The following is a 23,656-nucleotide window of genomic DNA, read 5'->3' as shown; positions in this document are numbered from 1 at the left end:
AAAGTTGTACATTTAATTGACGCCACTATATCGCCATCTTAAGATCGCCGCTCATTGATGGCACTACGCCATGTAGAGGGATCTAGAAATGTGGCGTTTGGTACGCCGGACCAGGCTCGGCCTGCTGTCCGCTTGTTTTTGCCTGGGCTTCGCCGGGACGGCTCAAGGCGCGACCCCGCAGAGCACCCCGGGCGTCACTGATCTGATCCGTGATCGCCAGGATCGTCTGCTTCAAGAGCAACAACGCCGCCTCGACGAACTCAAGGACCTGCCCGGCAAAGCCGTCGCTCCTGCCAAACCGACGGCGCCTGCTGACACCCGCTGCTTCGCCATCAAGGCCATCGAACTCACCGGTGCCGACGCGCTGTCTGAACGCGAACGCAACGCGCTGATCCAGCCCTACATCGGGCAATGCTTGGGCGTACCGCAACTCAATGAGGTGCTCAAGGTCATCACCGACCACTACCTGGCCAAAGGACTGGTCACCAGCCGTGCCTACCTGCCGCAACAAGACCTCTCCAGCGGCGTGCTCAAGATCCAGGTAGTCGAAGGTAGGCTCGAAGGATTGAAGGGCGAGCAGGGCAGCGGCATCACCGACCGGCAACTCGCGATGAGTTTTCCAGGCCAAAAGGGTGAATTGCTCAACCTGCGTGAAATCGAGCAGATGGTGGATCAACTGAATCGTCTGCCCTCGAACCAGGCCCAGATGGAGTTGGCTCCCGGCAAAGAAGTAGGCGGCAGCGAAGTGCTGGTCAAAAATACCCCGCAGAAACCCTGGCGCGTCGGCCTGTCGCGTCACAACGGCGGCCAGCGCGCCACTGGCGAGCAGCAGTGGGGCGCCAGCCTGGATTGGGATAACCCTCTCGGTCTGGCTGACCAACTGTCCCTGCGCGGCGGCCACGATGCAGTCAGCGACCACCAGAAGACCTCGCGCAACTCGATGCTCAACTACAACCTGCCGTTTGGCTGGTGGAACCTCAATTACAGTTACAGCGAGACTGAATACCGCTCCCTGGCCCAGGCCAGCGGCTTCAACTTCAAGCAGTCCGGCGACAGCCAGAGCCACCTGTTGCGCTTGGAGCGAGTCGTCCACCGCGACGCCCTGAGCAAGACTTCTTTGAGCACCGGCGTGGCCTACCTGCGCACCAACAACTTCATCGAAGACAGCAAGCTCGCCCTGAGCAGCAACCGCCTCAGCGAAGCCCAGTTTGGCATCAACCACGGCCGGCGCATCGGCGGTTCATTCCTCAACATCGACCTGGGCATGCAGGACGGCATTGGCGCTTTCGACGCCCAGGCCAACCACAACCCACGACCCGGCCAGGCGGATGCGCGCTACCGCAAATACACCGCGACAGTGAGCTACCTGTACCCGTTCAAGTTGTGGGGCGAGTCGTTCAGCTTCAGCAGTTTGATGACCGGCCAGCGCAGCGAAGACGTGCTGTTCAGCCCGCAACGCATGAGCCTCGGCGGGCAGTCCTCGATTCGTGGCTACAAGGACCAAAGCCTGGCCGGCGACAGCGGCGGCTACTGGCGCAACGACCTGCGCTGGAGCCGCCCGGTGACCTGGGCGTGGCTGCAGCCGGCGTTCAACGAATACGGCACCAGCCTCGGCTACGACCAAGGCGTGATCCGCCACGGTCGCTACAACGCCGAACAGCATGGGCGCATGACCAGCAATTCCCTGGAACTGTTTGCACGCGGCAAGAACGTCGCGGCCACGGTGACCTTTGCACACTCTTTGGAACGACCGGGGCCGATCACTGAACGTGAAGCGCCGATCTACTTCCGTATGGATTTCTTCCTTTAATTTTTTACCGCCCTTTGGGCATCGGGACATGACATGGACGTTTGCCAGTTCGCCTTTCTTGCGCGCCAACCTTCTGCTGCCTTGAAAAGCCGTTCTACCTTCCTGGGCTTGCCCAAGCGCGGGTTGGCGTTGGTGCTGGCGAACGCCATGTTCTGGCAGCCCCTGCTGGCTCAGGCGGACGGCATTGCCGTGAGCGGACCGGGTACGAGCCTTGGGCAGGCGGGTAACGGCGTTCCGATCGTCAACATCGCTGCGCCCAACGCTAACGGGCTATCGCACAACCAATTCCACGACTACAACGTCGGCGCCAACGGGGTCATTCTCAATAACGCGACCAGCCGGACCCAATCCACCCAATTGGGTGGCATCATCGTGGGTAACCCAAACTTCAATGGCAGCGCCGCCAGCGTCATCCTCAACGAGGTGAATGGCGGCAGCCCCAGCCAATTGCGTGGCTACACCGAAGTGGCGGGGCAGTCGGCCCATGTGATTGTCGCCAACCCGTATGGCATCAGTTGCAACGGTTGCGGCTTTATCAACACCCCTCAAGCCACCCTCACCACGGGCAAGGCGGTCATCGAAAACGGCCAGATCAGCCGCTACCAAGTGGATCAGGGCAACGTCGCCATCGAAGGCACCGGCCTGAACGCCAGCAACGTCGATCAGTTCGAAATCATCACCCGCGCCACCACCCTCAACGCGCAGCTCCAGGCGAAAAAGCTCACCATCGTGGCGGGTCGCAATGATGTGGATGCGCGCACGCTGAACGCCACGGCGCGTGCGGCGGACGGCAGCAAGGTACCGGACCTGGCGATTGACTCGTCGGCGCTGGGCGGCATGTATGTGGGTGCGGTCAGGTTGGTGGGGACCGAGGCCGGCGTAGGGGTGAAACTGTCCGGGGACATGGTCGCCGGTGGTGATATCCAGATTGATGCAGCGGGCAATGTGGTCATGGGCCAGACCTCGGCCGGTACGGCAGTGGCGGTCAAAGCAGCCAGCGTAGAGGCCAAGGGCGACGTGTATGCCGGTACTGACTTGTCGGTGACCACCCAAGGCGCACTGACCAATCAGCAAACGCTGGCGGCCAGGGACAGCATCACACTGGACGCTGCTGGGCGGTTGACCAACAACGGGATCATCGAAGCGGGCGTCAATGCGGATAACAGCCGCAATGCCCAAGGCGATGTGCGCTTAAAAGCAAATAGCATCGACAACAGCGGCAAGACGGTGATCGCCAGCCGTGACTTGACCATCAACACGGGCAACCTGGCCAACCAGGGTGGCACCTTGAGCGCTCAACGCGATGCGCAACTGAACGCGTCGACTCTGGACAACCAGAACCAGGGCCGCATCCTCAGCGCGGGCAACCTGGGAATCGACGCCAATCAACTGCTTAACAGCCAAGGCGGATTGGTCACCAGCACGGGCAACTTGACGGCGGGCATCGGGCAACTGATCAACCGCAGTGGCGAGCTGTCGAGCCAGGCTCAAGTCGTGCTGCAATTGGCAGCGCTGGACAATGTGGCGGGCCTGGTGTCGGCAGGTCAATCGTTGAGCCTCAACGCATCAGGTCTGGTCAATAACCAGGGCGGTCGAATTGCAGCGCGTCAGACAGTACGGGTCAATGCCGGCGCGCTAGACAACAGCCAAAAGGGCACGCTCAACAGCCAAGACTCTTTGACGTTGAACCTTAACCAGGGGCACTGGGATAACCGCAACGGCCTGATCAACGCCAGCGGTCAATTGACCCTTGATAACCTCAATACGGTCGATAACCGCCAAGGGGAAATTTCCAGCACGCGGTCATTCCTCTTGGCCGCCAACCGCCTCGACAACGACGCGGGTAAAGTGCTCAGCGACCAGGACCTGACCCTGCGTATCGCCGGCGCGATGAACAATGCTTTGGGCCTGGTTTCGGCGTCGAACCTCGACATCCACGCCGCGAGCCTGAACAACCAGGGCGGCAAGCTCGGCGCACGTAATCATCTGACGACGAACACCACAGGTCTGCTGGATAACCGCACCGGCGAGCTTCTGGCAACCGACCTTGCGTCCACCACGGGTGAACTGAACAACGACCGCGGCCGCCTGCAAGGCGATCGCTCCCTGGTGCTCAACAGCGGCGTGGTGTCCAACCAGCGCGGGACATTGGCGGCAGGTGCAACCGCTACCCTCAATGCATCCCGCCTGGACAACAGCGCAGGCACGTTCACCAGCGACGGCGCGTTGGTCGCGGCGATCACCGGGCAATTGCTCAACCAGACCGGTCTGTTTGCCGCCAAAGGTGATGCACGCCTCAACCTGGGTCGCCTTGATAACCAACAAGGCACGCTTGTCGCCCATAACCTCACTGTGCAATCGAGCGGCCCGCTGAATAACCAGCGTGGCACCTTGCGCGGTGATGTCGCGTTCAACTTGAGCGCTGGCCAGGTGGATAACAGCGAGGGCGGCCGCATCAGTGCGGGCCAAATGCTGAATGCTGGCGTCGGTGGTCTGGATCAGCACAATGATGGCCGATTCTTCGGCCAGGGGGATGTGCGCCTCGATCTCAATAACGGTCATTTGAATAACCAGGGTGGCACGATCAACGCCCCAGGCCAGTTACTGCTGAGCAACCTCGCCAGCGTCGATAACCAGGGCGGCGAAATTTCCAGCACCCAGGCGTTCACCCTGGCCGCGGACACCCTGAATAACCACCACGCCAAGCTCCTCAGCGAGCAGGGTTTGACCGTGCGCATCGCCCACGCACTCGATAACACGCAAGGCTTGATCTCGGCTAAAACCCTGGACGTGCGCGCCGCCAGCCTGGCTAACCAAGGTGGCACGCTCAGCGCCGGCGATGGCTTGATCGCGCAGATCGACGGCGCACTGGATAACCGCAGTGGCAAGCTGTTGGCGCGCACGGCATCGGTCAACAGTACGTCGCTGGATAACCGCGAGGGTCTGCTGCAAGGCGACGCGATGCTCTCGCTCAACAGCGTGGGCCTGATCGACAATCGCCAGGGCACGCTGTTCGCCGGGCAGGCGATGGACATCACCGCGACGCGCTTGGACAACAGCGGCGGGAAGCTGACCAGCGACGGTCGCCTTACCGCGTTGCTCAGCGCGTATCTGCTGAACCAGGCCGGTCTGTTCAGCGCAACCGGCCCATTACGGGTGAGCACGGCAAGCCTGGACAATAGCGCCAAAGGCAATATCCACAGCCAGGCGGGTGTAGCCCTGGACCTGAACCACGGCCATCTGAACAACCAAGGCGGTTTGATTCATGCGCCGGGTGCGCTGCTACTGAGCAACTTAAGCAGTGTTGATAACCAGGGCGGGGAAATTTCCAGTGCCCAGGCCCTGGTGTTTACCGCAGGCAGCCTCGACAACCGGGGCGGCAAGTTGCTCAGCGAGCAAGGGCTTGTGGTGCGCGTTGCCAACGCGCTGGACAACACCAAAGGCTTGGTCGCCGCCACGGGGTTGGACCTGCACGCAAACAGCCTGGTTAACGCCGAAGGCCAGCTCAAAGTCCGCGATGATCTGACGCTGTCCGTCGACACGGCCCTGGACAATCGCCATGGTGAAATCGTCGGTGCTACCACCACCTTGAGCAGTATGAGCCTGGATAACAGCCAGGGGCTGTTGCAAGGGGATCGGTTACTTGACGTCACCAGCCGTGGTATCGCGATCAACCGTGGCGGCCGTTTTGTCAGCGGTGAGCAGGCGGACCTTGCGATTGGCCAGTTTGATAACCGTGGCGGCAGCGTAACGGCAGCCGGGTCGATGCAGGTAAGCGGCACGCAGCTGGATAACCGCGAGGGTGGCTTGCTCAATGCACGCCAGTCGCTGGTGATGAAGGTTGATAACCTGAACAACCAAGGCGGCGAAGTTTCCAGCCTCTCCGACCTGTCATTTAACGGCAGGCAGTTCGACAACAGCCACAAAGGTCGCCTTCTGGCGAACGGCGCACTGAGTCTGGAACTCGACCAACTGAACAACCAGCAAGGCACCGTGCGCAGTGACAAGCGCCTAACCCTGCAAACCACCACATTGAACAACGACAGCGGCCGCCTCAGCAGCGGCGCGGCGTTGAACCTGACCGCCAACGGCGTTCTGAGCAACCGCAGCGGCGAGCTGCTTAGCGCAATGGCGTTGACCGTGAGCAGCGCCAGCATCGACAACAGCGGCGGCAAAATGATCGGTGACGGCGCGGTGCGCATCACGACCGGCGCGTTGAATAACCAGAGCGGCGGGCGCCTGACCAGTGCCGATCTCCTGGACCTGACGGCAGGGCAGGTGGATAACCGTTTTGACGGCCATATCGCCAGTAACAAGGCACTGACCGCCAGCCTCACCGGCCTGGATCAGCGCAACGGTGGCCAGCTCTACAGCACCCGCGATTTAAGCCTGGACATGAACCTCGGCGTTCTCAACAACGCCGGTGGCCTGATCCACGCGCCAGGGCAATTGCTGTTGAAAAACCTCGCCTCCGTCGCCAACCAGCACGGCGAAATTTCCAGCGAGCGTAGCTTTGTCCTGGCTGCGAAAAGTCTGGATAACAGCGACGGCCATGTGCTCAGTGACCAGGCGCTGACCCTCAAAGTCGACCAAGCGCTGATCAACCTCAAGGGCGTCATTGCTGCCGCAGGCCTGACTGTGCAAGCAGAGCGACTGGATAACACCAGCGGCGTATTCAGCAGTTCCAAAGACCTGGCGTTAACGTTGGGGGCCGACCTGCTTAACGATGACGGCGAAGTCTCCAGCAGCGGCGCCACAGTGGTCAACGCGATGACCCTGAACAACCGCAACGACGGTCATGTGATGGGCGACATCAGCCTCGACCTGACAACCACCGGCGCGCTGTCCAACCAAGGCGGCACCTTGGGTGCCGGCCAGCGTTTGAACGTGACCGCGGCCAGCCTGGATAACAGCCAGTCCGGCAGCCTGGCGACCGATGGCAGCCTGACGCTGAAGGTCGATGGCCTGCTTGATAACCAAGCCAAAGGTGCTGTGCTCGCCAAAGGCGTGATGGACATCCAGGCGGGGAGTGTGGACAACCGCACCGGTCGCCTGTCCGGACAGAACCTGCTGACCCTGCGCAGCAATAGCTTGGACAACCGTGGCGGCGCGGTGCGCGCCAATCAGGGCCTGGACCTGCATGTCGGCCAACTCGACAACCGCGAAGGTGTGCTTAACAGCAAGCAGGCACTGGCACTTGTCGGCCAGTCCTTGAACAACCAGAACGGCCTGACCAGCGCCATGGGGCCGGTACGTCTGACCCTCGATACCGTTGAAAACGCCAAGGGGCGCATTGCCAGCCAGGATGATCTGGACGCCACGGTTGGCGTGCTGAATCAGCAGGGCGGTCAGTTGGTCGCCCAGGGCAATCTCAGCCTCAATGCTGACACCCTGGATAACCAAAGCGGCGGTCTGCTCGCCGCGACAAAAGTGCTGAAACTCAAGGTCAGCAATACCGACAACCGTACCGGGGAAATCTCCAGTCAGCAGAACATCGACTTCAACGGCCAGCGCCTGGATAACAGTGCCGGCAAACTGTTGGCCGGTACTGCTCTGGAATTGGTAATGGCCGAAGTGATCAATCAGGCCAAAGGTTTGATCTTTGCCCAGGACGCTCGGCTTACCGGCACTGCTGTCGATAACACCGATGGCACTGTTGGCGCTCAGCGTGCTTTGGCTCTTCAACTGAAGGCAGGCCTGGACAACACAGGCGGCAAGCTCACCAGTGAAGGCTCCATGGCGCTGGCAGGCCAGCGCGTCGATAACACCCGCGGCAAGGTTTCCAGTGCAGGACCTCTGACCCTGACCAGCGCAGCGGCGCTCATGAACCAGGGTGGCACTGTCGAAAGCGCCAAAGACCTCACACTGACCAGTGCCAGCCTGGATAACACCAGCGGCCTGCTCAAAAGCCAGGGGCTGGCAACGGTCAACACCGGGCTGTTCACCAATGGCATCGACGGCCGCGTGATCAGCGCCGACAAGCTCGACCTCAGCGCCACCCAGCTCAACAACAGCGGGCATATCGGCAGCGTCGGTGCCATGAATGCCAGCCTTACCGGTCTGACGCAATGGGGCGGCGCCGAACTGGTCAGCTCTACGCAACTCAACCTTGACCTGCACAATGGCGAACTGGTCAACGCAGGGGTGATCAACGCACCCCTGCTGACACTCGACAACCTCGCCACTGTCAACAACCAGCACGGCGAAATCTCCAGCCAAAACGCCTTCACCCTGGTCGCAAAAAACCTCGATAACAGCAACGGCAAACTGATCAGCAACCAGGCACTGACCCTGCGTGTGGAGCAACTGCTGGCCAACCTCAAAGGCCATATCAACGCCGCCAGCCTTGATGCCCGCAGCACTCGCCTGGACAACACCGAAGGCCTGCTCAGTGGCCGTGGCGATGTCACCCTCAGCGCCAGCGAATGGTTCGATAACCAACGCGGTAGCGTGATCGCTGACGGCGCCTTGTTGCTGACCAGCGCAACGCTGGACAACCGCAACGGCGAGATCGCAGGCAAGGCGCTTGCGACGATCAACGCCAGCAAACTCGACAACCAGAACGGCAAGCTGATCAGCACCGACGCCCTCAACCTGCGCGGCGCAAATCTCGATAACCGCAACGGTCTGGTAGGCGCCACAAAAGCGCTGAAACTCGACGTGGCGACTGTCGACAACCGCAGCGGCGAATTGACCGGCAATGGCGACGTCAGCGTCACCGGCCAACAACTCAACAACAGCGACAAGGGCGTGGTGTTCGCAGGCGGTACGTTGAACCTTGCCGTTGATCAACTCATCAACCGCACCCTCGGTGAACTCAACGGCCAACGCTTGATCCTGACTGGCACATCGCTGGATAACAACGGCGGCAAGCTGCTCAGCCAGGAATCGCTAAAGCTGGATCTCGCAGGTGATTTCGACAACAGCCAAGGTGTGCTTAGCAGTGAAGATGCGTTGGCCGTCAAGGCCCGTAGCCTGAACAACAGCAAAGGCAGCCTGTCCAGCGCCAAGGGCTTGAGCGTCTCCGTCACCGACAGCCTCAACAACAGCGAAGGCAAACTGGTTACCGACGGCGGCCTGACCCTGCAAAGCGCCAATCTGGGTAACCAGCAAGGCATCATCAGCGGCAAAGGCCCGGTCACGGTCAGCACCGGAGAGCTGAACAACCAAAACGGCCGCCTCAACAGCGGCGATACCCTGGCCCTGACCACCGCACAGTTGAACAACGGCGGCAGCATCGGCAGCGCCAAGGCGCTGACCGCCAGCGTCACCGGTTTGGATCAGCAGGGCGGCAAGCTGTTCAGCAACGCGGGTTTGAGTCTCGACCTGAACAACGCTCAACTGAACAACCAAGGCGGATTGATCAACGCTATTGGCCCACTGACGCTCAACCACCTCAGTAGCGTCAATAATCAGAACGGTGAAATCTCCAGCGCCCAAGCCTTCACCTTGGCCGCGCAAAGCCTGGATAACAGCAACGGCAAGCTGCTGAGTAACCAGGACCTGACCCTGCGCGTCAATCAAACCCTGGCTAACCTGAAAGGCCTGATCGGCGCCGCCAGCCTCGACGCTCACGCAGGTTCCGTCGACAACCGTGGCGGCACGCTCAATAGCCGCAGCGACTTGCAACTGACCAGCGATGGCTTGTTGAGCAACCAGGACCAAGGCTTGATCAGTGCCAAGCAATCCTTGAACCTCAACGCTGCCAGCCTCAACACGGGCAATGGCGGTGAAGTCTCGGCCAAAGGCGCGTTGACCGCGAACCTCAACGCTCTGGCACTGGCGGGCGGCCGCGTGGTGGGCGAGCAGGGGATGACCCTGGACCTCAACAACAGCGACTTGGACAACCGCAACGGCCTGCTGCTGACTAACGGCCCGCTGACCCTGAAAAACCTGCGTGACCTGAATAACCAAGGCGGCGAAATCTCCAGCCAGCAAAGCTTCGCTCTGACGGCGCGCAGCCTGGACAACAGCGCCGGCAAGCTGATCAGCAGCCAAGTGCTGACTGTCAACGCGTCCACGATGAACAACACCGCAAGAGGCCTGCTGTCCGGCTGGCAAGGTCTGAACGTCAGGGGTGACAACCTCGACAACCGTGACAACGGCACGCTCTCCAGCCGCAGCGGTGCAATTGACGTGCGCCTGAGTGGCGCGCTGCAGAACAACAACGAAGGCGCGCTGGTTAGCCAAGGCCGTTTGGGCGTCAGTGCCGCCAGCCTGGATAACAGTGGCAAAGGCGTGCTGTCCAGTGGCGACGGGCAAACGCTCACCGTGGCCGGTGCGTTGACCAACGTCGATGGCGGTTTGATCGAAAGCGGCACCACGCTGGATCTGCAGGCGGCAACGCTGATCAACCAAGGCACGATCAACGCCCAACAAGCGATGACTGTCGTCGGCACCGACCTGAACAACAACGGCGGCACGTTGGCCACCAACGGCCGCCTGACCCTCAACCTGCTCGGCACCCTCAACAACAGCGGCGGCAGCATTGCCAGTTCCGGCCCCTTGTTGCTGCAACGGGCGATGCAGGTCAACAACGACGCCAAGGGCAAAATCATCAGCCAAAGTCTGTTGACGTTGTTCAGCGGTGGCCTGAACAACAGCGGCAGCGGCACCCTCGCTGGTAAAGACCGCGTAGCGATCACCAGCAGCGGTATCGTGCAGAACAACAGCGACGGTCTGATCTACAGCCAGGACGCCGATGTGCAGTTGACCTCGGTGGGATTGAACAACGCCAAAGGCAAGGTGCAGGGTCAAACCGGCCTGGGCCTGAACATCAGCGGCGACCTCAATAACCAAGGCGGCACGCTCCAGGCCCATAGCCTGAACCTGAATGCCAACCGCCTCGACAACCAGAGCGGCTTCATCGCTGCGCAGACCGGCGATGCAGTGGTCAACGCCAACTACTTCGCCAATGCCAATGGTGGGGTGTATGCCACCGGCTTGATGCGAGTCAGTGGTGTGCAACTGGACAACAGCGCCGGGCAGATTGCAGGTCGTGCGGTTGAGCTGAACGCCGGTGGCGCGCTGATCAACCGCAGCGGTGTGATTGAAAGCGACAATACCTTGAGCGTGACGGGCGGTAGCGTCGACAACCAAGGCGGGCAACTGCGCGCGCTGGGCCGCAGCGGCAAAACCAACTTCCAGCTCGGCGGTGCATTCGATAACCGTAATGGTCGACTGGAAACCTCCAACGCTGACCTGACCCTGAATGCCGGGGGCTTCCTGAACCAGGGCGGGAGCCTGTTGCACGGCGGCACCGGCACTTTTGATATCGCCACCGCCAACCTGATCAATGCCGGCGGCAACCTGGTGACCCGTGGCGGCCTGACCCTGGCCGCAGACAGCTGGACCAACAGCAGCGTGATCCAGGCCGGACGCTTGACGGTCAACGTCAATACCCTGAACCAGACCGCCAGCGGCCAGTTACTCGCCTCCGACAGCCTGACGGGCAACGGCGGCAACTGGAACAACGACGGCCTGATCGCCAGTGACGGCACGGCCAATCTGACGCTGGCCGGTAGCTACGGCGGTAACGGGCGCTATAGCAGCCTGGGCAACCTGGGCCTGAGCGCTGCGCAGATAACCGTGAATGAAACCGCCAGCGTGGCTGGCAGTGGCACTTCCCAACTGACCACAGGGGGCCAACTGCTCAACCGTGGGCGTTTGACCTCCAGCGGCGACTTGCGCATCAACGCTGGCAGCATTGTGAACACCGGCACGTTGGGGGCTTCGCAAAACCTGGTGCTGACGGCCCAAAGCCTGCTCAACGATCACGCTGCAAGCGGTGTCGGCGCACGCGGATTCCTGTTCAGCGGCCAGGACTCGACCTTCAACCTGGGCAGCCTGACCAACAACTATTCGGACATCTACAGCCTGGGCAACCTCACGGTAGCGGGGGTAGCCGGTGGAACCCAGGCGCAGAGCGTGCGTAACGTTTCCGCCAGCATCGAGAGCATGGGCGACCTCCGAATCGCGGCCAACGACGTGATCAACGAGCGCGAGAAATTCAAGCTCAACCAGCAGTTGACGTCCGTGGGCGTGGGCATTCGGTGCACCCAGCATTGCAGCGGCGGTTGGAGTGACCGACGCCCTGCGGTGACCTTGAGCCGTACCGTGTCGAGTGTGCTTGAGATCGACTCGCCTTCGGCCACCCTCAGCGCCGGGCGCAACATGGTGGTTACCGGGCAGAACTTCACCAACCGCTACAGCGTGGTGTCGGCCGCCAATGACCTATCGATTACTGGCGAAAACATCCTCAACCAGGCAGCTACCGGTGGTTCCGGTTCTCAGAGCCAGGAATACGGCGGTATTACCAAAATCTCCAAGGGGCAGTACAACCAGATGGTCGCCGCGGTGCAGGCCTATAACCGCGCTCACCCGCAGGGTTCTCCAGTGGATGAGGCGGCGTTTGCGGACTTGATGGCGCGGTTCAGTCCGTCGCTGTTTCCCGGTATCAACCAGCCCATCGCCGTACAAGGCGGCACCCAAGTGGTGGCCCCGGCGATTATTCAGGCCGGTGGCAACGCTGCGCTCACCGCCAGTAAAAGCATCAACAACATCAACGTGATCAAGACCGCGCAGGCGGTGGGTGGGCGTTCGCTGGACACCGGCGTAGGCGCCAATAAAACCCAGGTGGTTGTGCTCAATGCACAGTTGCCACCCGACCTTGCCCAACAGCAGGTCAACCCCCTGACCCTGCCGGGCTTCGGTTTGCCCAGCGGGCAGAACGGATTGTTTCGTTTAAGTGGCCAAAGCGGCACGACGGGGCAGGCGGGCACTGTTAATCAGAATTGGACGCTGGGCAGCGCCAGCCTCGATCCGAGCCAGCGTCAGCAAGCGCTGCCATCCACCCATGGCCGCGTGATTCAAGTCGGCGAAGCGGCGCAAGTCGCCACCAGCACGCGTCAGGTCGCCGTGGCTGCCCGTGAAGCGGGTTTGCTCAATGCGGTCGCCAGCGCCATCGATACCGGCGGTGTAGGCAGCGCCGATGTGCAAATCCGGCTGCCGGGACGCACCAACGGTGCCGACATCACCCGCGTTGACGGCATTGACGCGCGCAATCCCGCGGGTGTTTCCCAGCCTGCGGTCGATGGTTCGCGGCCGGGCATCGGCCTGCCTGCCGTCACGCCAGGCGATAGGGTTGTGCATACGTCGCCAGGCGGGGCTCTCCCTGATCTGAGTGTGCCGGGCTTGTCGACCATCACGCGCAGTACCGACGTTGCGGCGATCGCTGCGCCGGATACCCAACTGCCGGGCCTTACCTCGGCTGCCCAGGACGTACTGCCTGCGGGTCAGGTACAACCACCCGTCGTCAGCCAGCCCACGGCATTGGCCGGCCAAACCATCAGCCGCGTCCAGGGCCTGCCGGACAGCCGTGCCGTCTCGCAGCCGCACAAATACCTGATCGAAACCAACCCGGTACTCACCGACCTCAAGCAATTCATGAGCTCGGACTACCTGCTGCAAGGCCTGGGCTACAACCCAGACACAAGCTGGAAGCGCCTGGGCGATGGCCTGTACGAACAGCGTCTGGTTCAGCAGGCCGTGCAAGCGCGCACCGGCCAACGCTTTATCGACGGCCAGACCACCGATGAAAAACTGTTCAAGTACTTGATGGACAACGCCATCAGCAGCAAGCAGCAGCTGAACCTGTCGATGGGCGTCAGCCTCACCTCACAACAGGTCGCAGCCCTGACGCATGACATCGTGTGGCTGGAAGAGCACGAAGTGAACGGTGAAAAAGTCCTGGTGCCGGTGCTGTACCTGGCCCAGGCCAATAACCGTCTTGCCCCCACCGGCGCCTTGATCGCCGGTAACGACCTGAACCTGATTGCCGGTGAAAACCTGGTCAACGCCGGCACCCTGCGCGCCACCAACAACCTGTCGGCCAAGGCCGCCAATGATGTGACCAACAGCGGGCTGATCGAAGCAGGCAACCGCCTGGACCTGCTGGCGGGCAACAACATCGTCAACAAAGCCGGCGGCATCATCAAAGGGCGCGATGTGACGCTGACCGCCATCAATGGCGATGTGATCAACGAGCGCAGCGTGACCGGTTGGGATGACAAAGGGGCGGGGTATTCGCAGCATCGCGATTATGTGGATAGCGCTGCGCGGGTTGAGGCGGCGAATGATCTGGACATCGGCGCCGGGCGAGACTTTGCCAGTGTCGGTGGTGCTCTGCAAAGCGGTCGCGACACGACCATTGTCGCTGGGCGCGATGCCAGCTTGGTCGCCGCCGAAGAACGCAATGCGATGGATATGGGCAAGCGCCTGCAAACCAGCAGCGCCACACAACACGGCTCCGATGTGGATGCCGGGCGCGATGTGAATGTCAAGGCAGGACGAGACATCGCAGCGATCGCCAGTCAGATCGATGCCAAGCGCGACATCAACATGCGTGCTGGCGGTGATTTGATTCTGGCTTCGGCTGCAGATGAGGAACATTCCTCGCGCAAAAGCAAAAAGGAGAAACGCCAGGAGGATCATGTCAGTCAGGTTTCTACTACGTTGAGTGCAGGTGGCGATGTATCGCTGGGTGCGGGTAACGATCTGGCGATGATTGCCAGCCGTATCAGTGCTGGGGACGAGGCATATCTGGTTGCAGGCGGTAACCTGGCGCTGCTGTCAGCGGAAGACAGTGATTATTCGCTGTATGACATGAAGAAGAAGGGGAGTTGGGGCACCAAGAAAACCCAGCGTGACGAAGTGACTAAAGTCACCAACATCGGTAGTGAAATAAAAACCGGTGGCGACCTTACGATTCAGAGCCAGGGTGACCAGAAGTACCAGGCGGCCAAGTTGGAAAGTGGCGATGATCTGACCATTGCCAGTGGCGGTAGTGTGACGTTTGAAGGTGTTAAGGACCTTCATCAGGAAAGCCACGAGAAGTCCAATAACAATGCTTTTTGGGTGTCATCCAAAGGCAAAGGCAATACCGACGAAACCGTGCGTCAAACGCAAATGGCTGCCGCAGGCGCTATTGCGATCAAAGCGGTGGATGGTTTGAAAATTGATGTAACGCAGGTCAATCAGCAAACGGTTAGTCAGTCCATTGATGCAATGGTCAAAGCTGACCCGCAATTGGCATGGATAAAGGATGCAGAAAGGCGTGGCGATGTAGATTGGCATCAAGTTAAGGAAATTCACGAGAGTTTCAAATACAGCAACTCCGGACTTGGTCCTGCGTCGCAGATCATTATCGCGATCGTGATGGCTACTGTCATAGGGCCTATGGCTGCGACTGCGGCGGGTGGTGGTGGTGTCACGGCGGCGGCGGTGGGGGCTGTTGCTTCAGGTGCCGCGACTAATGCAACCGTCAGCGTTATCAATAATCGGGGCAATCTGGGTGCAGTGTTCAAGGACGTCACCTCATCGGATGCGATTAAGGGCTACGTGATATCGGGCGTGACGGCAGGCCTGACGAAAGGGCTTTTCGATGGTTGGACAGGCACGCAGACCAATCCAAACACAGGGGCCGTTATCACTTCGCCAGCCCTCAACACCTGGGCCGGCGTTGGCCAGTTTGCGGCGAACCAAGCCTTGCAGAACGGTACGTCGACTTTGCTGAGCAAAGCGCTCGGACAAGGTGGTGACTTTGGTGATGCACTCAAAGGCGCATTGTTCAATACATTGGCTGCAGCAAGTTTTAATGCCATTGGCGACTACACCCATGGGGTACTGACGGAAGGCTACCCTCCTAAAATTGTGGTTCATGCAATGGTGGGTGGCTTGCTCTCTAAGGCCACAGGCGGGGACTTCAGAACGGGGGCTTTGGCAGCCGGGATCAACGAAGCTCTAGTCGTTCATCTGGACTCTTTGGTTAAAGGCGATAAGACCCTTTTGTCCATGAGTTCACAGATTGTGGGAGTGCTGGCAGCGGCTTCGCAGAAGGATGCTGATGCGAAGTCGATCGAGAAGGGTGGTTGGGTAGCTAAAAATGCTACGCAGTATAACTATCAAGCGCACTCAAAGAATTACGATAAACGACTAAACGCGTGCGTCGACAATCCCTCGATAACGGGCTGTTCAACGGTATTGAGAATGGCTGGTACTCGCTCCCAGCATCTCGGTAATATCATTATTAATCAAAATGATGGCGGTGAGATAGTCAGCTACGTATTGGTGGATCCTGTCACTGGAAAACCATCAGTAATTATGGAACCCGCAGAATATAAGACTTATTTACAAATGACTGCGGAAGATCAAGCAGTTTATATAAAGTCTCCTCAGTGGGCGCTCGATAGCTCATCGGTGATAATTTACGGGATCGGTGGTCAACGAGAAAAGGCGTTAGAAAGCTATACGTTCATGTTAACGGATCCTGAGTATTGGGCGGATGCAGCGCTAGCTTTGGCATTGTCTCTACCCGGGGGCACGGCGCTCAGCGGTGCTAGATATCCAGTTCGGGGAGCGTTGGGGGATAGCGTCTTTGCACAGATTCCAGCTAAAATCACTAAAGAATTTAGTCCAGTAGGGCAGGATATATATACGCAAGCAGCAGGGGGGCGGACTATAAGCACGGTGAGTGATCTTGCTGACGCTCTTAAGCAAGGGGTAATCCGACCAAGCCAAGTTCCATTAGATTACGTAATGATTGACGGGAAGAAAGTTATCGCAAACACTAGGAGTTCAACTGCTTTGATAGAGGCAGGCGTTCCTAAGAGTCAATGGTATGGAACCAATAAAACAGGAATAACAGCATATGATAACTTGACCTTTGATGATTTGGTAAGGCAACAGCTTAATAAGAACTACGGCGGCTCTGTAGATAAGGCTAGAAAATGATTGAAAAAATTAAATTGTCAAATCCTAGGCAACTGCTTGATCTCGATCAGTTGTTGCCTGGTGGCGGTGAAAATAGATTTGAGATTTTTTATTCGGGAACAACTCTTGACCTGGATGTTTATTATGATGATGAGAGTTCAAGTGCTGGAGAGATTAAAAAGAGCATTCGTTTCTTAAAGGTTTCATATTTTTTAAAGCAGCCATTTCCCGGTTATAGTTTTTTTAGTTGTAAGGATGATGGTGATGTTTCAATGCTTGGATCTCTTGTTGAATATGGATATTCAGGTATTATAGCCATGCAGCAGGGCAAAGAGCTTTCAAGTGGTGATAAGCATTACAGGCTATTTCTGCATTCTGTAGGTGTTGCGTTATATGTAGTTGCAAAATCAGTAGAGGTTTGAGTTTGTAAGGTGGTAAGTTGTTGGGGTTAGGGTGTGTTCACGTGATTTAAGCATGTATAAAAGGCTTGATTTCTTGGTGTTAGTGGTTAAATTTTGTAAGTGTTAAGGGCTGTTTCTTGTTTGTTTTTGGGGTCTTGTACCGTTGTATGGGAGAGGAAAATTTGTCGTTGGGGAAATCTGTCTATCTATTGTCTTCGATAATAAAGTTGCGCGGCACGTGATTGGTTAACCAAGTGTTGTTTTCGGCCCGAAAGAATTTGAAACCCTGTTGGTGCATTTCTAGAGCGTTGATTTTTAGGATGACCGGCTTCCCATGTCGTTGGCCGACTGATAAGGCGGTAGCTATCTCCTCCGATAGATGTACATGATGACGAGAGCCTGCAATCAATCCCTGCCTTAGAATTGAATCTAGATAGCGAGTTGCTGTTCCGTGATACAAGACAATGGGGGGGGGTACCTCAATATGACTAACGTTTACACTCTCCGTTGAGTGTCCCTGTACGGCGCGGATGTATTGTCCGTCGTTAGATATAGAAAACCGCTTCTTGTCGCTACTGCTCACAATTGCCTGGATCAATTCGTAGTCTAGAACTTGTCCCTCTTTAGCCGCCCCCTCAATTAGTAAAGCAATTTTCGCCCAACCTTCTGTATCTAGCTTGATGCCGATGGATTTTGGTTCGTGTCGCAATACGTAACTGAGGAATTTACTACCCTTATTAAGCTGTTTGCTGTTCATGGTCATCGACTCTGTGTTGGATGAGGTAAATTAGCTAGGCCAAATGAAGGTATTATATTAAGTAAATCGGAAAAGCTTGGCGCCAAGGTGTTATCAGCTCATCCTGAGGCTTGCGCTCGTTTTTATCAAGCGGCAGCTCTTAAAGACGTTCAAAGCCATTTTGATATCATTGCGCTTCTGAACGGATGGTTAGGCCTCGGCAGACTTATAGCGTGTGGGCTCTACCCGTAAACTGCCCCCGCGGGGTAGCTCTAAAAGTGAGTCTTTAGGTTCAATAATTCAAATAAACCGGTTAATGGGGTCTGACCCTGGGGAGTCACGTTGTTAGGCACGAAAACCCCATTTGGTAAGGCGCTAGGTGTGTATGTCGGCGGGGTGGGTTATAAGGGCTACGGCTTTTACGAGGAGGCTAAGGGTGACGGTAAGTAAGTTGATGTCCTCGGCAATAATGGCGGCGGGTGTTTTAGTCGTAATGCTTTCCATAGGATGCCTGCTGGCATTGTTGCCAGTCCTGTTTATTTCTGCAGGGTTTGAGGTGGAATTTGACGTGGTATTTGTATGGTTGGGAATGCCATTCTCGATTTTGTTTGCGTTAAGTTGGTTTTATAAGTATGCAGACTTCGCAAAATCAATCATCTTTAGGCATTAGTGAGTCGCATGTCTGTTAGCAACGCATGGGGTAAAGCGGGCTTGGCGAAAAGGCCGTTGACTATTGTACTCAGCGTCCAAAGCGACAGTTGAAAGATGAGGCGTTCCGGAAAGTCTATACCGTTGAATCGTCACGCCGCATGGTAAATAAATCAAAAAAGCAGACGGACTCTGAGGGATCCTCACACATTCACCCTAAGCCCCGGAGAGCGATCTTGAATCTGCTCTGCTGGCGAAGTCTTAGGCTTGGCGAGGTCGGTGCGCGGAGTCTCTCGGTGACTCGAATGATGAGCGGGCGTTGCGCGTTGTGCTAACGCTTTTAAAAGCTAGAGAGGAGTCGATTGTTATTCACAGGTTTCAAGCCTGGAACGATAACCAGCTATCAGCAGTATTATGATAAGCAGGGAAGTCGGTTAAAATATGAAGCTGGGGAATGGAAAAACTGGGAGTGATGGTGAATGACTTTATTAGTTTCTGATCTTATGGCTGAGTTGAGTCTTGGCTTGAGTGCGGCTGGTTTTTATTTGGGCGAAGACTTTTCCTGTGTTCAGGAAAAAATTGGCGCTGTGGAGTGGTACGACTCAAACTCCGTTCTTAATAAAATTTTGCTCGAAAGTTTAGGCTGGATTGGCGTTCGAACGCCGGTGGGCTCCGCCATTGGTGTAGGTAAAGTCGTGGAGTCTTTCAGCTATCGGAATGACTGGATTTCATTGGATTTCGGGGAGCGCAATAAGCTATATAGGATTGTGGTTGGTAGAGGCTATCAAGGAAAGTTTAAAGTGGTTGTGCCTGGCAGTGACCTACTGCTGCTTGAGGATTTTTACGAGTTGGATTTTAATGATGTGGATGATGAGTTTCTGATTATTGAAAATGGTGAATATATAGAGGGTATCAGCTTTATTACCGACTATAGAGCACCATTGGAGTATGAGTCTAATCAGAAGATCGAATTTATATCGGTGCATGACTGGTCGTTTCAATAGAAGAAAGTTTTGAACCAAGTATGCTGGGCGATAAAATAAAGAGTTTAAAGGGGGGGCAGCCCGCGCGCAGTAAATGGCGGCTGACCCTGAGCAGTCCCGTTAGAGTAGTTGGAGAGTAGCTGTGAACGAGTCTGATTTTAATGATATTAAGAAACAATTGATTAGGTACCTCTCAACCGGGCTTGTCGAAAATGCAATTGAATATTTCAAAACCCGCTCGCATTCACTGTCTGAGTCTGCATGTGCTGAATGTTTAGGTGATATATGTTTCTATCAGCGTGACTTTGCCCAGGCTATTAAGCATTATGAAGTCGCTACCCAGTTGGCCCCAGATCAAGTCATAGCTCGATATCTTTTCCTTGCAGGCGTATCGAATGAGCGCGCGTCAAATGTTGTCGACGCATTCAAATATTATCAGGCCGCCATTGAAGCCGAACCCTCATTTGTCGATACGTATCTTGAACTCGGTGCGATGTTGGTTAAGGTGGGAGATCTTGAAGGCGCCTTGCAGTGTTATGAGGATGCTATGGAAATAGAACCTACAGACTTGGCCATTCATGAAAGTCTGGTGTCGATTTTGGGGGAACTTCACAAGCGTACTCCGGAAAAATATGCTGATAAGTATTTAGCGGTCAACGCGGAAATTGAAAAAATTAAGCATTCCGGAAAGTCGACACCCTCGAACCGTCAAGCTGCGTGGTGAGTAAAATTGATAAAGAGGATCCTTAAGGGGCGGATTTATTGAATTTGAGGTGGGTGACGAAACGAATTGAGTGATGATGCTGTATCTAATCGGGCCGACAATCGCCTCGCGCTGAATGGCGGGCTGATGGGGTAAACTGTGTCTGACCCTGAGGGATCCACTGTTCGTTTTGTTGATGAGGTTGAAAAAAATGCAGGGGTTGATATCGAACATAGAGGCCGTGGTAGTCCGAAGTTAGATGTGGGAAAAAATAGAAAAAATCTGTCCCCTTTTGTACTATCACTTCCAGGTGACACGTAATAGCAAGACTGGAGAAATAACAAATGCCTTTATCACTATGCCCCCGAGGACAAACTGATGTCTAACTTGGCTTGGCTTGAGAGCCTCAAGGAGTCGTTTGTTTCAACGGGTCTGGATTATGAAGACCTTTACGAATTGATAGAGGCTTCTATGGCGAGGGGGAGGATTAATTTTCCAGTACTTATCTATAATGCCTCGCGGGGATTTGGATTTTCTGTGAGTGAAGGATTTTTTACTCTCTTGATCAGGACTGGGACGTTCCAGAAGATTTCAATGAGGTCAGTTTCTTTTTGGATGAAGTGCAAACTTCAAGTATCCCAGTGCCTTACTACGTTTCCCTGATGAAAGTTGCAGCTGATGTTTACTCTGTATTCTTTCCTGATGATAGGGGCAGTGTTCTAAGGTCTGCTGAAAGATTAGAATAGCGCTACTCAAAGAAGTCTCCAGTCTAGTTTAGGACGTTTATTCAAGATAAAAAGTGGCGGATTTATTTGTTATTCATTTGTTAGGCTGAATAGAAAATAAATCTGTCGCATTTTTCTGTCTGGCAAATTTTAAAGTATTCAAAAAAGTTTTAGTCCTGAAGATTTTATACCGAGGTAGATTTCATGAGGTTGAATTACAGTCAGTCTAAGGGGGTCGAAAATTTCTTTTGCGGGCAAGGCAGAGAGGAGGTCAGGAAGGTTATAGGTTTGCCATATAAGGTTTTTCCTAAAACTGAATTTTCAGAAAATTCAATTGACGCCTTTGGTGACGCTGTCATGCAAGTTTGGTACAACTGCTCTAATGAGTTGTTGGGGGGTGGAGGTCTATTTTCCTAATGCTTGTTTTTATTATGATGGCAAGCAGGTTTTAGGTCTGTCTATTGAGGCAGTTGAGAGTTTTTTTGTGGCTGAGGGTGTGTCTTTTGAAGTGGAGAAAGATAAAACCGGCATAAACGTTAACCAGAACTCGGTCAGGTTTTATGCTCCTGATATGGATGATTTAGGGGGGCGAGCCACGGTAGAGGCTGTATACGTTGGCTTTAAGTAGGGGCGGGACTTTAATTTAAAGGTTAGCCTTGATTGCTGCGGTGCAACAGGACTTGGAAGGGTTGCGTCGACATTCTTTTTTCTCAAGCAATGCAACATACTCTGTACGGTGATAAGCAAAGCAGTGGGGGACATATGGGACCAGGACAGGAAGGAAAGACAGTCTTCACTGAAAGTTGAGAGGAAATAGGGGGCAGACCCTGAGGGATCCGCACAAATTTATTCCAGGCTCTGCGTCTGATGATGCACCTCATGGGGCAAATGGGGTCTGACCCTGAGGGATCCCCACAAATTTACTCCAAGCTCTGCGCCTGATGATGCACCTCATCACGCAGAGCATGCTCCAATATTTCTAATTGCTTTCGGTCTCCGAGACCTGTGCAACTGCGCCAATACTCCAGGCCTAAACGCCACAGAGAAAGTACTCGCCGCTCCTTGAGGCTGTTGCTTTGATAACGCCGCTCCAATTGGTTCTCTCGTGCCTGCAACCCTGTTAAGAAGATCAGGTAGTTGGCCAAAGCGGCAATCAGCAACAACACTTCAATGGGCCTTGGACATTGGCTTCGATGCAGGTTCAAGCCCCATCCCAGGTGCTAACTTTTGACATCCCGGAAGCCTTCTTCGATCTGCATACGCCGCTTATAAATCGCGACGATTTTTGCTGGATTCCACTCGCTTTGCGACAAGTTACTGGCAAGCAACCACGGCTCGCGCTCACGTCTAGCGGACTGCCGGCTTAGTTTGCTTCTAGCGACTGAGCCTGTAACACGTTGGTGTTTGCGGCCCTTTGCTGAATGACGGACACAGTACAAATCGATGAAGTGAGGGGCGCTACGTGTCATCTCGACACGGCCTAACGATTTGGCCGATGAGGTGGCCAGAGCGTACAAATTCTTCACTGGTTGCCAGTCATTGTCTTCGCGACGATAAAGCTCACGATTTCGTATACGGGCCACGTAATACCAGCCCTGCGCTGCTACAGCCTTCATCCAGGGGCGCCGGAAACCTGCATCAGTGACCAGGACTGGAACGCACCCATCAGGCAGTAACTCAGCCAACGTTTTGAGCAGACGGCTTTGATATCTTGGGCAACTTTCGCGTTCATGAACGCTTTCATAAATAGGAAATGAACGTCCCGCAAACGGGACCGCAGCTCTTAACAAAAAAGCTTCGCCAGGCGCATCAATTCTCGACCAGTCGACCAAGATTAATGGGTGCTTCAAGGAGCCCAGCAATGCCCGCAGCATCGCCCAGTAGAACAATGGCCGCTCCGCTCTCAGGTGTTGATTACCCAACAATCGGTCCACTCGCTTGATTGCATGTTTTGGATACGCTTGACCTGGCATAAAACGTCCGAGCGCAGTCAGCGTCAGGCGACGACCTCGTAGTAACGAACTGACACAACTCACCAGCGTTGTCATACGGCGAGAATGGATTGAAGGCAGTGCTTGAGCGAGTGCTCTGTGTAAAAATCGGATGGCCTGCATGAGTTCGGGGGTCTTGTTTTTGTGTGGTGCAAACCAAGTTGCCGACTCATGCAGGCGTCTTCAATATTCCAACTTCTTGATTTTCGGTAAGAAAAATCGGGGATCCCTCAGGGTCTGACCCCAATTAGTTTCGTTACTGCTGGCTATCCTTGTGGCAGAGGCTGTACGGATCCGACGAAATTCTGATAGGTGAAATATGTTTAAAGAATATGAATTTTTGCTGGATTCAATAGGGTCAGAAGATTACTGGTCGGATGTAGGAATTGATGTCGCGGCCTCCAAGATCTCTCAGTTTGATAATTCAAGCTGGGACGAACTTGAATCTACTCTTCTGGCGAAGTCTGAAGTCTGGCGAGGTCGGTGCGCGGAGTCTCTCGGTGACTCGAATGATGAGCGGGCGTTGCGTGTTTTGCTAACGCTTCTAAAAGCTGGAGAGGAGTCGGTTGTCATTCATGCAATTGAATCAATTGAGTCAGTTTTTTTGGCTGGCTACATTCATGACAGGGCGCAGGTCTTACGCGCTCTAGATGAAGGATTTGAGGCAGAGAGCAGAACGTTGAAGCTAATGGCGGCTACGTTGGTCAGGAAGTTAAGTGAGGCATGAAGATTGCTCGGTAGCTGACAGAGGACGCCTCCTTTTCCTACAGGTCATTGTTTTGCCACGCTTTGACAAGCCAACCCAACCCGACTAACTTTCGTGGCGTGACGTATTCGCGTACTCACGCTATGCAGCGATTCTATTTCTCCAGCACGTTTTTCGTGGCCCA

8 protein-coding genes and 1 pseudogene are annotated in these 23,656 nt (G+C 55.7%); 7 read left to right on the top strand and 2 right to left on the bottom strand.

The features are described from left to right. Positions 1 to 88 precede the first annotated feature (88 nt). From ACZ445_RS20985 to ACZ445_RS20975, 3 genes are read left to right on the top strand one after another with little or no spacing between them, the layout of a single operon-like run. Positions 89 to 1,810 carry a ShlB/FhaC/HecB family hemolysin secretion/activation protein gene (locus ACZ445_RS20985; RefSeq protein ID WP_464707520.1) on the top strand — a complete coding sequence of 574 codons (1,722 nt, stop codon included), beginning with the start codon at positions 89 to 91 and terminating at the stop codon, positions 1,808 to 1,810. Positions 1,811 to 1,843: 33 nt separating this feature from the next. Continuing rightward, positions 1,844 to 16,600, top strand: a complete 14,757-nt coding sequence (locus ACZ445_RS20980; RefSeq protein ID WP_464707519.1) for a two-partner secretion domain-containing protein — start codon at positions 1,844 to 1,846, stop codon at positions 16,598 to 16,600. Then, entirely contained in the window at positions 16,597 to 17,001 is a 405-nt protein-coding gene (locus ACZ445_RS20975) for a hypothetical protein (RefSeq protein WP_464707518.1), read from the top strand. Before ACZ445_RS20980 ends, ACZ445_RS20975 begins: the two co-directional genes overlap by 4 nt. A gap of 181 nt (positions 17,002 to 17,182) precedes the next feature. Here ACZ445_RS20975 and ACZ445_RS20970 read toward each other — a convergent pair whose 3' ends face one another. After that, entirely contained in the window at positions 17,183 to 17,737 is a 555-nt protein-coding gene (locus tag ACZ445_RS20970) for an RNA 2'-phosphotransferase (protein WP_464707517.1), read from the bottom strand. Between the two features lie 1,106 nt (positions 17,738 to 18,843). Between ACZ445_RS20970 and ACZ445_RS20965 the strand changes: the two genes are divergently transcribed. From ACZ445_RS20965 to ACZ445_RS20955, 3 genes are all read left to right on the top strand, one after another. Continuing rightward, positions 18,844 to 19,368: a hypothetical protein gene (locus ACZ445_RS20965; RefSeq protein ID WP_464707516.1), complete on the top strand. Its 525-nt coding sequence runs from the start codon at positions 18,844 to 18,846 to the stop codon at positions 19,366 to 19,368. Between the two features lie 121 nt (positions 19,369 to 19,489). Continuing rightward, on the top strand, positions 19,490 to 20,071 hold the full coding sequence (locus ACZ445_RS20960) for a tetratricopeptide repeat protein (RefSeq protein WP_257102535.1): 582 nt from the start codon (positions 19,490 to 19,492) through the stop codon (positions 20,069 to 20,071). Positions 20,072 to 21,172: 1,101 nt separating this feature from the next. Further along, on the top strand, positions 21,173 to 21,403 hold the full coding sequence (locus ACZ445_RS20955) for a hypothetical protein (RefSeq protein WP_464707515.1): 231 nt from the start codon (positions 21,173 to 21,175) through the stop codon (positions 21,401 to 21,403). A 292-nt stretch (positions 21,404 to 21,695) separates the two neighbouring features. On the opposite strand, the pseudogene ACZ445_RS20950 reads toward ACZ445_RS20955, so the two are convergent. Next, positions 21,696 to 22,889 (bottom strand): annotated as a pseudogene (locus ACZ445_RS20950) (IS4 family transposase). Positions 22,890 to 23,085: 196 nt separating this feature from the next. Between ACZ445_RS20950 and ACZ445_RS20945 the strand changes: the two are divergent. Beyond that, the gene (locus ACZ445_RS20945; RefSeq protein ID WP_179028358.1) at positions 23,086 to 23,493 is read left to right on the top strand and encodes a HEAT repeat domain-containing protein; all 408 of its coding nucleotides are present in this window, start codon (positions 23,086 to 23,088) and stop codon (positions 23,491 to 23,493) included. Positions 23,494 to 23,656: the final 163 nt, after the last annotated feature.

This window comes from Pseudomonas allii (assembly GCF_055380095.1).
The sequence above is the reverse complement of the archived record's forward strand: the minus strand, read 5'-3'. Positions and strand labels throughout refer to the sequence as shown.

Bases quoted from the DNA above. Each gene is read 5' to 3' on its own strand.
- ACZ445_RS20975 (WP_464707518.1), top strand. From the start codon at position 16,597: ATGATTGAAAAAATTAAATTGTCAAATCCTAGGCAACTGCTTGATCTC.
- ACZ445_RS20965 (WP_464707516.1), top strand. From the start codon at position 18,844: ATGACTTTATTAGTTTCTGATCTTATGGCTGAGTTGAGTCTTGGCTTG.
- ACZ445_RS20980 (WP_464707519.1), top strand. From the start codon at position 1,844: ATGGACGTTTGCCAGTTCGCCTTTCTTGCGCGCCAACCTTCTGCTGCC.
- ACZ445_RS20970 (WP_464707517.1), bottom strand. From the start codon at position 17,737: ATGAACAGCAAACAGCTTAATAAGGGTAGTAAATTCCTCAGTTACGTA.
- ACZ445_RS20985 (WP_464707520.1), top strand. From the start codon at position 89: ATGTGGCGTTTGGTACGCCGGACCAGGCTCGGCCTGCTGTCCGCTTGT.
- ACZ445_RS20945 (WP_179028358.1), top strand. From the start codon at position 23,086: ATGTTTAAAGAATATGAATTTTTGCTGGATTCAATAGGGTCAGAAGAT.